This is a genomic window from Paenibacillus sp. FSL R7-0313, from assembly GCF_037969885.1.
Classification (GTDB): Bacteria; Bacillota; Bacilli; order Paenibacillales; family Paenibacillaceae; genus Paenibacillus.
Window position 1 is genome coordinate 4,211,903 of record NZ_CP150219.1, and the last position, 12,640, is coordinate 4,224,542.

General features: G+C 47.9%; 11 protein-coding genes. 8 read left to right on the forward strand and 3 right to left on the reverse strand.

Going from position 1 to position 12,640, the window contains the following annotated elements; all coding sequences use genetic code 11:
• The first annotated feature begins 14 nt into the window (after window positions 1-14).
• Window positions 15-1,121 (forward strand): Gfo/Idh/MocA family oxidoreductase, encoded by a 1,107-nt coding sequence (locus NSQ38_RS18560; protein ID WP_133385126.1) that lies wholly within the window; start codon window positions 15-17, stop codon window positions 1,119-1,121.
• 166 nt (window positions 1,122-1,287) lie between these two features.
• Here NSQ38_RS18560 and NSQ38_RS18565 read toward each other — a convergent pair whose 3' ends face one another.
• Both NSQ38_RS18565 and NSQ38_RS18570 read right to left on the reverse strand, forming a co-directional pair.
• On the reverse strand, window positions 1,288-2,106 hold the full coding sequence (locus tag NSQ38_RS18565; RefSeq protein ID WP_091029571.1) for a radical SAM protein: 819 nt from the start codon (window positions 2,104-2,106) through the stop codon (window positions 1,288-1,290).
• A complete protein-coding gene (locus NSQ38_RS18570; protein WP_339783380.1) occupies window positions 2,103-2,687 on the reverse strand; it encodes a bifunctional transcriptional activator/DNA repair enzyme AdaA in 585 nt (194 codons plus the stop codon). Before NSQ38_RS18570 ends, NSQ38_RS18565 begins: the two co-directional genes overlap by 4 nt.
• Window positions 2,688-3,109: 422 nt before the next feature.
• Between NSQ38_RS18570 and NSQ38_RS18575 the strand changes: the two genes are divergently transcribed.
• Genes NSQ38_RS18575 through NSQ38_RS18585 form a run of 3 tightly spaced genes read left to right on the forward strand, consistent with a single transcriptional unit; the run spans window position 3,110 to window position 5,797 of the window.
• The gene (locus NSQ38_RS18575; RefSeq protein ID WP_339783382.1) at window positions 3,110-4,090 is read left to right on the forward strand and encodes a Gfo/Idh/MocA family oxidoreductase; all 981 of its coding nucleotides are present in this window, start codon (window positions 3,110-3,112) and stop codon (window positions 4,088-4,090) included.
• Window positions 4,091-4,120: 30 nt separating this feature from the next.
• Window positions 4,121-4,891: an SAM-dependent methyltransferase gene (locus NSQ38_RS18580; RefSeq protein ID WP_339783384.1), complete on the forward strand. Its 771-nt coding sequence runs from the start codon at window positions 4,121-4,123 to the stop codon at window positions 4,889-4,891.
• A gap of 12 nt (window positions 4,892-4,903) precedes the next feature.
• Entirely contained in the window at window positions 4,904-5,797 is an 894-nt protein-coding gene (locus tag NSQ38_RS18585) for an NAD-dependent epimerase/dehydratase family protein (RefSeq protein ID WP_076250366.1), read from the forward strand.
• A gap of 237 nt (window positions 5,798-6,034) precedes the next feature.
• Here NSQ38_RS18585 and NSQ38_RS18590 read toward each other — a convergent pair whose 3' ends face one another.
• On the reverse strand, window positions 6,035-7,051 hold the full coding sequence (locus NSQ38_RS18590) for a LacI family DNA-binding transcriptional regulator (RefSeq protein ID WP_339783385.1): 1,017 nt from the start codon (window positions 7,049-7,051) through the stop codon (window positions 6,035-6,037).
• 413 nt (window positions 7,052-7,464) lie between these two features.
• On the opposite strand from NSQ38_RS18590, the gene NSQ38_RS18595 reads away from it, so the two are divergent.
• The 4 genes from NSQ38_RS18595 to NSQ38_RS18610 all read left to right on the forward strand — a co-directional run bounded on the left by NSQ38_RS18595 (window position 7,465) and on the right by NSQ38_RS18610 (window position 12,621).
• The gene (locus NSQ38_RS18595) at window positions 7,465-9,255 is read left to right on the forward strand and encodes an L-fucose isomerase (RefSeq protein WP_339783387.1); all 1,791 of its coding nucleotides are present in this window, start codon (window positions 7,465-7,467) and stop codon (window positions 9,253-9,255) included.
• Window positions 9,256-9,378: 123 nt separating this feature from the next.
• Entirely contained in the window at window positions 9,379-10,869 is a 1,491-nt protein-coding gene (locus NSQ38_RS18600) for a rhamnulokinase family protein (RefSeq protein ID WP_339783389.1), read from the forward strand.
• Window positions 10,870-10,939: 70 nt separating this feature from the next.
• Entirely contained in the window at window positions 10,940-11,602 is a 663-nt protein-coding gene (locus tag NSQ38_RS18605; RefSeq protein ID WP_339193623.1) for a class II aldolase/adducin family protein, read from the forward strand.
• Between the two features lie 290 nt (window positions 11,603-11,892).
• Window positions 11,893-12,621 carry an FCD domain-containing protein gene (locus NSQ38_RS18610; RefSeq protein ID WP_339783391.1) on the forward strand — a complete coding sequence of 243 codons (729 nt, stop codon included), beginning with the start codon at window positions 11,893-11,895 and terminating at the stop codon, window positions 12,619-12,621.
• Window positions 12,622-12,640: the final 19 nt, after the last annotated feature.

Below are 12,640 nucleotides of genomic sequence, written 5' to 3' on the forward strand. Positions count from 1 at the left end.
AGGGAGCCACAGGCATGAAAACAATGAAAGTAGGCATTATTGGCTGCGGTAAAATCAGCGGTATTTATATGGAAAACTGTCACCGGTTCGAGGTGCTGGAACTTGTTGCTGTTGCGGATCTTGATCGGAAACGTGCCGAAGAGCAGGCTGCTGCCTATAACGTGCCTAACGTATACAGCGTCGACGAAATCTTGGCTGATCCCGAGATTGAGCTGATCATCAACTTGACGATTCCTTCCGTTCATGCGGATGTATGCTTGCGGGCACTTGAATCTGGCAAACATGTTTATGTAGAAAAACCGCTTGCTGTTACCCGTGAAGAAGGGCAGGCCGTGCTCGAAACAGCAAAGCGTAAGGGACTGCTGGTGGGCTGCGCGCCAGAAACGTTCTTCGGTTCGGGTATCCAGACTTCACTTCAATTGGTGGAGGAAGGGGTCATCGGCAAACCGGTGGCGGCGACCGCATTTATGATGAGCCGTGGTCATGAGCACTGGCATCCCGATCCTGAGTTTTATTACGCCTCTGGTGGTGGACCAATGTTTGACATGGGTCCGTACTATCTCACGGCATTGGTTCAACTGATGGGCCCAATCAAGTCCATTGCGGGTATGACAGGTAAAGCGATGGAAGAGCGCACGATTACGAGTGAGAAAAAGAGAGGCCAGACGGTTCCCGTCGAAATTCCAACTCACGTTACCGGTCTGTTACAGTTTGAACAGGGGGCTATTGGCACACTGATTACGAGTTTTGACGTATTTGGCGGAAGTACATTGCCACCGATTGAGATATATGGCACGCACGGTACATTACAGGTGCCTGACCCCAATACCTTTGGCGGTCCCGTTCGTTACCGTTTGTTAGGTGAGCATGAATGGACGGAAGTTCCGCTTCTCCCAGGGTATCAGGAAAATACACGCGGGATTGGTGTGGCAGATATGGCCTATGCAGCTAATAGCGGACGTGCACACCGGGCAAGTGGGGAACTGGCATACCATGTTCTTGAGGCCATGTGGGCATTCCATGATTCATCAGATGAACAGACATTCTACCAGATGAAAAGTTCATGTCAGCGCCCGGCTGCGTTGCCGGTGGACCTGCCATTGTATACATTGGATAAGTAAGATAGCCATTATTCTTTATATCATGACGAACAGCCCCTTTTCCTTTAAACCAGGAAAGGGGCTGTTTTTTATTAATTAAAAAAATCTGGGGATAACAGCGGATCGAAGGTTGTTCTGTCATTGGAATGTCCAGTGTAATATTCTTTAGTTCAATTTATATAGCCATTTAGGGCTCAAATCCCGCCTGACTGATCCAGATTTCATCCTCGGCAAAATAGTCTTTCATCCGCTGAACCACAGTCTGATACGCATCTGGATGATACCAATGCTCCATACCCACTTGCTGATAGAGCGACTCCATACCGAGCCGCCGGGTGCGCTTGCCCTCGCTGCCATCGCCCATGAAATAATCGTCAATGCATACACGCTGAACCAGAGGTCTCAAGATGGCTGCAAACTGTTCACTGCTGGGTAATACGGGAGCAATCGCAACCTGCGTGGGTATTCCGGCATCCCGCAACTGTTCCAGTGCACGTAATCGGCCTGCAATCGGGGGAGCAGAAGGACTGAAATGCTTGCGCATATCGTCCAGATCCGTTTCCACCGTCATGCTGACCCGAACCCGGTCACCTAACTGCTGTAGCAGATCTATATCCCGTGTAACCAGTGGACTGCGGGTCTGGACTAATACAAAATCGGGTGGATACTGTACCATCGTTTCAAGTAATGAACGCGTGATACACTCCTTGTACTCAGCGGGTTGATATGGATCGGTACTGGATGACATGAACAGAGTGACTTTCCCTTTCCTCAGGGCACGCTGTAATTCTTTGGCGAACACTCGGGAAGCCTCCTGTTTCACATCAACCCAGCTTCCCCAATCCTCTTTGCGAAATAAGGAGACAGGCATCTGTCTGACATAACAATAGGAACAACCAAAGGCGCAGCCTGTGTAAGGATTCAGCGTATGTGTATAGCCATTAAGGAACCCTGTCCCCTTGTTGAGTAACGTTTTGGGTACTTTGTAAGTAAGATTCGTCTTCATAAGTTCTCATGCCTTTCACGGTAATGTGCAGGTGTGAGACCTGTATATTTGCGAAATACAGTAATGAAATAAGCTGAGTTGGGTATACCGACATGGCGGCCAATCTCGGTGACGGTGTGTCTGGTATGTTCAAGCAACTTCCGGGCTTCGGTGATTCGTTTTTCCTGTATATATTGAACCGGTGTGCGGCCTGTAATCCGCTTGAACACACGATGCAGATGATAAGGACTGCCATGACTTACGGTGGCAAGGACATCCAAGGTTAGAGGTTCGGCATAATGATGTTCGATGTAATCCGTGATCCCGTATATCCACTCCTGATCAGGTACCCGCTCGCCTGTTGGTTTGCAACGTTTACAGGGTCTGAACTTTCGTGCCAACGCTTCTTCAACATGTTGGAATATCAGCACATTTTCAGCTTTGGGTGCTCTGGACTTACAGGAAGGTCGGCAGAAAATGCCCGTTGTCTGCACGCCATAAAAGAACGTTCCATCATAAGAATTATCGTTGTGGATGATGGCATGCCAGTATTTTTCATCTATAGATTCGGGCAGTATGCGATCTTGATCTGGACTTTCCACGGTAATCACCTCATCTTTAATTATACCCCTGATTCCAAGCGATTGACGAAGTTTCAACTTAAAAAGCAAGATATCAATATTTGGGATAAAGTACCTTCCTTCAATCTGAACGAAATATGAGCTACAATATACAGGATGGTATAAAGGTTATATAGGTTCAACTAAAACTTTCTACACGAGAACGGAGAGGACAGAAATAACGTGAAGAAGCGAAGCGTTCGCCTAAGAGCTTTCTGAAAGAAAGCTGCTTCGGAAGCATACGCTATCCCCGGATTTACCCCATTATAAAAGGAATCAAAAAAAATCTGGGGATAACAGCGATCGGAAGGTTATTCTGTCATCGGAGTAGTAAGTGTAAATATTCTTTAGTTGAACTCATATAGAACTCAAATGAAATTTATAGATGAAAGAGGTAGGTAGGCATGGTTCGTTTTGGCGTAGTGGGTACCAACTGGATTACGGAAAGGCTTCTGGAAGCCGCAGCACAGGTTGAAGGATTCGAATTGACTGCCGTGTATTCAAGAACTGAAGATAAGGCTAACGCATTTGCAGATAAATATGATGTTGAACACCGCTTCACCGATCTGGAAGAGTTGGCGGCAAGTGATGTGATTGATGCAGTCTACATCGCAACACCAAATACGGTTCATGCGGAGCAGGCTGAGCTTTTTCTGAGAAACGGTAAACATGTATTGTGCGAGAAACCTCTGGCTGCAAATAGCGCCGAAGTTCGAAGCATAATCGATACAGCACGAGAACACGAGGTTCTGCTCATGGAAGCGATGAAATCGACCCTTGTTCCCCAGTTCAAAATGGTGCAGAAGAGCCTGCATAAAATCGGTCCTGTCCGCAAATACGTAGCAGGATACTCTCAGTATTCTTCGCGTTACGACAAGTACAAAGAGGGGATCGTCCTGAACGCGTTTAAGCCTGAACTCGCTAATGGGGCGTTAATGGATCTCGGTGTGTATTGTCTCTATCCATTGATTACGTTATTCGGTGCACCTAACCGGGTTCAGTCCCAAGCGATGATGCTGGAATCTGGCGTGGATGGACAGGGCAGTGTGCTGCTGGACTATGATGGGATGGATGCGGTCGTTACATACTCCAAAATCTCCAATTCTCATGTACCAAGCGAAATTATGGGGGAACTGGGCAGCATCATCATTGACAAGATTGGCTCACCAGAACATGCAGAGATACGATACAATGACGGTACGGTGGAGCAGCTCACAGTCGAACAAAACCATCCGGCGATGTATTATGAAGTGGAGGAGTTCGTGAATCTGGTTCATGAAGGCAAAAAGGAATCTGACATGAACACGTATGAACGCTCTTATGTTACGATGCAGGTCATGGATCAGATTCGGAAGCAGATTGGACTTGTGTTCCCTAACGATTGATTCAAGAGCAGGAAAGGTAGCTGAGACGAGATGAGAAGAGATGAGCAGAGCAACAATAGAGATGAGCTGAAGAACAGCGGAGAAGATCAGCAGTCCAATGATTCTGGTGGTTTGGAACTGTCACAGATTGTTTTCATCGGAAGAACCTTCGAGGAATATATGAAGATGTTCAACTTAACGGTAGAGGAGATTACGGGCAAGTCAATTCTGGATTGTCCAGGTGGAGCATGTTCGTTCAGTAGTCAGGCGCGTAAGTTGGGTGCAGACCCCACAGCTGTGGATATAGCCTACGAATATGAGATCGACGAGCTTGAAGTAAAGGGATTTCAGGACATTGAGCATACGATGAAACAGATGGAACCGGTGCAAGGCATATATGTGTGGGATCAATTTGGATCAATCCAGGGGTTAAAGGAAGAGCGGACTCGTGCCATTACAGATTGCGTCGCAGATATGAGAATGTTTCCTGACCGTTATGTGGCGTCTGTGCTCCCGGATCTACCCTTTGCGGATGAACAATTCGATCTGACGTTATCCGCCCATTTCCTGTTTACGTATGCGGATCGATTGGATGTTGATTTTCATGTTGCAACCGTGATGGAACTGCTGCGTGTGACCAAACGAGAGGTTCGCATTTTTCCAACAGTTGATCTGTCTGGCGAACGTTACAAACACATGGATGAGTTGAAATTAATACTCGAAGAGCGTGGGTGCACGGTATCCGAAGAACCAACTTCATATGAGTTTCAACGGAATGCGCACACCATGCTTCAAATTGTTAAACATATTCGAACAAGATAGGAGGTTTTCTGGATGAATAAAGTACTTATACTTGGGGGTACACGTTTTTTTGGTAAACGTCTGGTGGATCACTTGCTGTGGGAAGGGAAGTCACAGATCACAGTCGCAACTCGTGGTAAAACGGATGTCGACTTCGGTCCCGAAGTGAATCGAATTAAGATGGATCGTGAAGACCCGGAATCACTGGCAGAGGTTGCGCAGACAGACATGTGGGATGTTGTGTACGACAATATCTGTTATTCCCCAGATGCGGCGAAAGCGGCATGTGAAGCTTTTGCAGGACGAACCAAAAGATACGTTCTGACATCCACACTATCAGTGTACGGTGATCCAAGACCTGGATTTAAGGAAACGGATTTTGACCCGTATACATATCCATTGCAGTATGGAAGTGCAGAGGATTTTTCGTATGGAGAAGGCAAACGGCTTGCGGAGGCTGTATTTTTCCAGGAAGCGGATTTCCCGGTTGTGGCGATGCGCATTCCCATTGTACTCGGAATTGATGATTATACGAGAAGACTTCATTTTCATATTGAACATGTGCAAAAAGGAAAACCGATTGGCATGCCAAATCCGGATGCGGAGATTGGATTTATCAATTCCACAGAAGCGGCAAGATTTCTCGCTTGGCTTGGACACTCGTCCATTACTGGTCCGGTGAATGCAGCTTCCAAGGGTGCGATTACGCTGTCAGCAATGATACATCTGATTGAGACGGTCACGGGCATGCAGTCCCAGATCCTCACGGAAACGGTGAAAGAGGACATGTCGCCCTTCGGAATTGAGCAATCATGGACGATGGAGACGACCAAAGCTGAACAAGCAGGGTATACGTTCGAAGCTCTGATGGACTGGTTCCCGGGACTTGTTCGTGAGGTCGCTCTTGCATTACAGTCGGAGCGGTAGAAACTATCGGCATGGATGGAACTGAAGGAAACGACGAGCCTGAATGAAACAGACGAACCAAACGGCTCGAACGACGGATTATTTCAGCGAATGAACTTCAAACAGGGTGCAACGAGAGCGTAATCTCCGGTGCACCCTGTTTATGTTGTACATTTTTCGAATTTGAACGGGACTTAATCTAGATAAGTGGGACTAATCATTTACACGATAATATTTAGTCAACTCACGTGCTTAACTCTATTTTTGCTCACGTGGGGTAGTGGCTGAAGCCCGTATGCGCAGTTCTGACGGCAGAATGACGGTTTGGGCTTCGGAAGGGGCTTTTCCCTCAATTCGGTCAACCAGCATCTGTACGCCCTGAAACCCAAAGTCATATGCTGGCTGTGCAGCTACAGTCAGAAAAGGATCAAAAGCAGAAGCCAGATCCAGATCGTCGAAACACACAACAGAAATGTCTTCTGGTACACGCAGTCCCCGTTTGCGCAAAAGCCGAATGACCCCAATCGCCAGCATGTTGTTGGCGGCAAAAATGGCTGTTGGTTGATCCGGTTGAGAGAGCAGTCGATCCAGTCCCTCTTCATCGCTGAAATCCCGGTACCCGGTTCGAAGGACAAGCTCGGGATCTATATCAGCTCCGGCCTCACGTAAACCCGCTACATAACCTTCCTCCCGCAGTCTGGCGGTAGAAACCTCCGAAGAACCATTGACCAGTGCAATGCGGCGGTGCCCCAATTGCACCAGATAGCGGATCAGCTCAATCGCGCCTTCCCGGCTATCTCCGGCAATCATATCTGACGTAATGCCAGGTACGGTGCGGTCCAGAAAGACAAACGGAATGTGACGTTCCTGCAATTGTTTCAGATGAGGGAGAGAACGATCTCCCGCCGGTGCATAGAGTACACCATCCACGCGAGTTGACAGAATCGCATCCACGTAATCCTTTTCCTTATTGTAATCCTCGTCACTATTGCCAAATAAAAGACGGTACCCACGTAGATGGGCTGCATCTTCAGCACCACGCGCCAGTGTTGTATAAAAAGGGTTGGTAATATCCGTAATCAGAAGGGAGAGCATCTGGGTTCGTTGAAGCACAAGGCTGCGCGCATTGGAGTTCGGGATGTAACCCAGTTCGTCAATCACCTGTTGCACACGTTCACGTGTCGCGGAACTTATACGGCCTGTATGATTAATGACCTTGGAGACCGTCATGGCGGAGACGTTGGCTTTTTTGGCAATATCGTAAATGGTAATCATTAGAATCTAACCTTTCCGCAACATAGTCTTACCATTCTATAGGATAATGCCAATTGACAGCAAGATAGGCTCATGCTATGTTAGGGTTACCGATAACCCTAAAGGGTTCTGAACGTCTTTACTACATAAACCATTTTGTTAAATTTGCTCATGCACGTTCCATTATCTCGAATAGAGGAACTACATACATAGCTAATTAATGAAGTGGTTTATTGTTATTTTTAAAAATATGTAAACGTATTCAACACTCAAGTAGTGCTTTTGATAATCTGTGTATGCAACTCTTGCGTGCCACCCGGGTATCGGTTCTATCTCCGTCATTATCTCATTCCAAACAATGCATATGGATCAGACAGAAGGTTTCTCAATTCAACCCAAATTCTATGAAACGAATTGAAGGAGGACATTCCAGTATGACACATCAGGATTATCGTTATAAGCAGGCTTTCCCCAAGATTGGTATTCGTCCCACGATTGATGGAAGACGCAAAGGGGTTCGGGAGTCACTGGAAGAGCAAACGATGCGGATGGCGACATCTGTTGCGGAACTGCTTGCAGCTGAACTGCGTTATCCTGACGGCTCCGCGGTGGAGTGTGTTGTGGCCGAGACCTGTATTGGCGGAGTGGCCGAAGCGGCCGCAGCCTCAGAACTATTCAGCCGTTCCAACGTTGGCGTAACGATCACCGTGACACCATGCTGGTGTTATGGTACGGAAACGATGGATATGTCACCATCCATTCCTACAGCCATCTGGGGTTTTAACGGCACTGAGCGTCCGGGTGCAGTATATCTGGCAGCGGTACTTTCTGCCCATGCACAGAAGGGGATTCCGGCCTTTGGGATCTATGGAGAGGATGTGCAGGACGGCGGAGATACTACGATTCCCGATGACGTGCGCGAGAAAATGCTCCGTTTCAGCCGTGCGGGTCTTGCAGCCGCGACCTTGAAAGGGCAAGCCTATCTGTCCATCGGATCGGTATCCATGGGGATTGCAGGTTCGATTGTGAACGATTCATTTTTCCAGGAGTATCTGGGCATGCGTAATGAATACGTGGATATGAGCGAACTCACTCGCCGTATCGAAGAAGAAATCTACGACCCCGAGGAGTATAAGCTCGCACTGGCATGGGTGAAGGAGAATTGTAGCGAAGGTCCGGACAACAACGTTGCCCATCTGCAAACAGATCGTAAACGCAAAGAGTATGAATGGGAAACGGTTGTGAAAATGACCCAAATTGTGCGTGACCTCATGGCGGGCAATCCAAGATTGGCTGAGCTAGGTTTCACAGAGGAATCGATGGGCCACCACGCGATTGTATCCGGCTTCCAGGGACAACGGCAGTGGACGGATCATTCTCCGAACGGAGATTTTCTGGAGTCGATATTAAACTCTTCCTTTGACTGGAATGGCAAACGTGCGCCTTATCTGGTTGCAACAGAGAATGATAGCTTGAATGGAGTGTCCATGTTGTTTGGTTCGCTGCTGACACATACGGCACAGATATTTGCTGATGTGCGTACGTATTGGAGTCCAGATTCAGTACAGCGTGTGACGGGGCACCAGTTGGAAGGAAACGCGAAGGATGGCATTCTGCATCTGATTAACTCCGGTTCCGCAGCTTTGGATGGCACAGGACAACAGTCCAGAGACGGGAAGCCTGTCCTCAAACCTTTCTGGGAAATTACAGATGAGGAAGTTCAGGACTGCCTGAAAGCAACATCGTGGAGACCAGCATCCGTAGAGTATTTCCGCGGGGGCGGCTATTCAGCGGATTTCCTGACCAAAGGTGGCATGCCTGTAACGATGACACGCCTGAATCTGGTCAAAGGACTGGGACCAGTGCTGCAAATCGCTCAGGGTTACACGGTCGATCTGCCTGAAGATGTGCATGATACGCTGGATCAGCGGACAGACCCAACCTGGCCATCCACCTGGTTTGCTCCTGTTCTAACCGGATCGGGAGCGTTTACTTCAGTATACGAGGTCATGAATCAATGGGGCGCCAACCATGGCTCCATCTCGTACGGACACATCGGTGCTGATCTGATTACACTTGCTTCCATGCTTCGCATACCGGTCAATATGCATAATGTCCCTGAAACGGAAATTTTCCGTCCGCGTGCATGGGGATTGTTCGGCACAAGTGAGCCGGAGAGTGCAGACTACCGTGCTTGCAGTGTGTTTGGCCCGTTGTATCGTTAAACTAAAGTTCCATTCCTGTCAAACGCCATGTTCCTTGTGAAATGAGGTAACATGGCGTCTTCTGAAAGCTGTGTTCAGAACTCGAATACGGCTTATCGCGTAGAGTTAAGGAGGCTTGAAAGAATGGGCAATCAAGCAACACATGTGCTTGCTTCCGATTACGGCGCTGGGAGTGGACGCGTAGTCCGGGGTTCTTTTGATGGAAGCAGACTCTCGTTACAAGAAGTGCATCGATTCAACAATGAACCCGTGCAGCTGGGGGACGGATTGTATTGGGATTTCTTGCGACTTTTTCATGAATTAAAACAAGGCATTGTGAAAGGGACGCAAGGCGTCTCTCCATCGGTCCGTTCTATAGCTGTGGATACGTGGGGAGTGGACTATGGACTGGTGGATGGTGCAGGAAGGTTGTGCTCGAACCCACGTCACTATCGGGAAGCACGCAACGCACATTGGATGGAAGAAGTTCTGCACATGGTGAAAGAAGAAGAACTGTATGCCATGTCTGGCGTTTACCCGCAGCAGATCAATACCGTATTTCAACTGCTAGGCAGTGTACGAGAGCAGGCCGAAGGTTTGCGTCCGGATGTGCGCATGTTGTTTATGCCGGACTTATTTCACTATTATCTATCTGGTCACCAGGCTTGTGAGTATACGATTGCAAGTACCAGCGGGCTGTTGCATGCAGGCGAGATGCGTTGGAATGAAAACCTGATCGGGCGTCTCGGTATACCGGAAACATTATTTCCAAAACTCGTTCAACCGGGTACCGTGCTGGGCGATTTAACGAATGAGTTGTGCGCCGAGTTACGGACTGGACCGATGCAGGTAGTCTCTGTGGGATCACATGATACGGCATCTGCCTTGGCAGCGATTCCTGCGATGGATTCGGATTTTGCTTTTATCAGCTGTGGTACCTGGTCTCTTATGGGGGTGGAGCGTGATGCACCTGTATTGGATGACCGAAGTCGTGCATGGGGATTCACCAATGAAGGGACGGTAAGTGGGAAAGTGCGCACCCTGAAAAATCGTTCAGGGTTGTGGCTGCTACAGGAATGCAAACGGCAATGGGAGCGGGAGAATCGACTTTATACACATGAAGAACTCATTCAACTGGCTACCTTGGCAACGCCGCATCAAAGTTATGTATCGCCGGGAGATGGCGTGTATTTGGCGCCAGGGAATATGGCTGAGCGAATACGGCAACAATGCAGTGCCAGCGGACAGACTGTACCCGAAACGACTGGAGCGATTGTGCGCTGCATTCTGGAAAGTCTTGCACTGGAATTCAGACAGACGCTGGATGAACTGCAGTTGATTACAGGTACAAGACCTCGTGTCATTCATATGGTTGGTGGCGGTGTGCACAATCGACTATTGTGCCAGTTTACAGCCAATGCAGCCGGTGTACCGGTGGTGGCAGGGCCAGCAGAGGCGACTTCAGCGGGAAATTGCATGCTGCAATTCCTTGCACATGGTGAAGTGAGTAGCTTGGCCGAGGTACGGGAGGTCATGGCTGCTTCCTTTTCCCCCGAGACCTACGAACCTGAGGATACAGAGCTGTGGCAGGAAGCTTATGAAAACTACCAAAGTCTGAATCAAATCAAAAGGTAATGAACAGAGTCAATGCAATGAGCATTGACTCAAAATGCTAAAAAGAAAAGTATGAGGAGTGGTGAGCAACATGTCTGAACAGCAAGTAAGGGAAGAGTTGACGAAATATGCTCGCAGAGCAGTTGCCCAAGGGTTGGTGGTAGGACCTGGTGGGAATCTGAGCGCTCGTTCTGGGGGAACGATGTTGTTGTCTCCAAGTGGTTATGCACTTGAAGACCTGGAACCGGACGAGTGGATCGCTATTGATATCGAGACAGGGGAAACTAGCGCAGGATCAACACGTCCATCTTCCGAAGTATTAATGCATCTGTATAGTTATCGTGTGAATCCTGATATCCAAGCCATTGTGCATACGCATCCGGCATATACGATCGCACTTAGTCTCGTTTTCGATGAATTGCCTCACTTGTTCCCAGATCAGTCCGCTTTGGTAGGTGATATCGGATTTGTTCCATATGTTCTGCCAACAACGAAACAACTTGCCGATGCAGTCTCAGCCAAGGTAGAAGAACATACGGCACTCATTCTCGTCAATCACGGATTGGTTACGACCGGTAAAAACCTCCGCGAAGCCTATTACCGCACTCAGGTGGTGGAAGAAAGCGCGAAGGTATATATGATCGCCAAGGCAGCGGGGGAACCCAAAGTGTTAACTGCTGAAGAATATAAGGAAATTCAATCCCTTGAAAGTGAAGCCTATCGTGTGCAGTTGCTGCAACAACTCAAGTCCTGATACCTGATTTGAGTATTAATGATTACATTCGTGATTTTAAAATATTGCTACGTTAAGGGCAGATTGCATCCTTCAGTTAAGCGCTGGAATAAAGGATGTGAAATGCTCTTTTTTATTTTTAATTTTGATTTGAAAAAGCGCAGAGTATAGCTGAGGAAATAATTCGTACTAATTTGATGAGAATTGTTGAAATTGTGATGTCTGCAAGGTATACTAACGTTAATCATCAGTGAGTAACAACTACGAAGAAGATTAAAAAACAATTAAGTAACTAAGAGGGGTGAAATGTAGTGGGTCCTGAGCTAAACGAAATGGAGTTGGAATACGAACTGCTGAAGCAGCTTCGAGACGCGAGCGCTCCCATCGGGGCCAGTACGTTGGTTCATACTTTGGGCAAAACGTATGGTCTGAGTCAGGCAACCATCGGAAGAAGACTTATGGAGATGGATGTTGAAGGTTTTACAGTTCTGGAAGGTCGCAAGGGAAGGACTTTGACCGAACAAGGTCTGGATCGAATGAAGACGTTGGAAAGAGATTTGCAGCAAAAAAGTGTGAATTCACAGTTAATTCAGATGCTCAACCATTCTGGGGAAAAGGCTCTGTTGGATGTTCTCGTTGCCAGAAGGGCACTTGAGCGGGAGATCGCTTCCCTGGCAGCACAGCGTGCCTCGAAAGAATACATAGTACTGTTGCAAGCATCGATTGCGAACCAGCATGAATTGCTTTCCAAGAATATTATACCATACGAGGAGGACCGGGAGTTCCACAGATTATTGGCTTATGCTGCGCAAAACCAAATTCTTCTGCACGCGGTTGAACTGGTATGGGAGACAAGCCGCGATTTTCTGGAAACAGCGTATATTCGCCGGAGAGTAGGAAGTGAATTAGTTGTGGATCATCAGCAGATTCTGGATGCTATAGTAGCGGGCTCTCCGGAGCAGGCTGAAGCGGCAATGGTGAATCATATCAACCAAATGATTGATGATGTCAAACGTTATTTCTCCATGCAAAACCAATAACATTCCTTAGAATGAGACC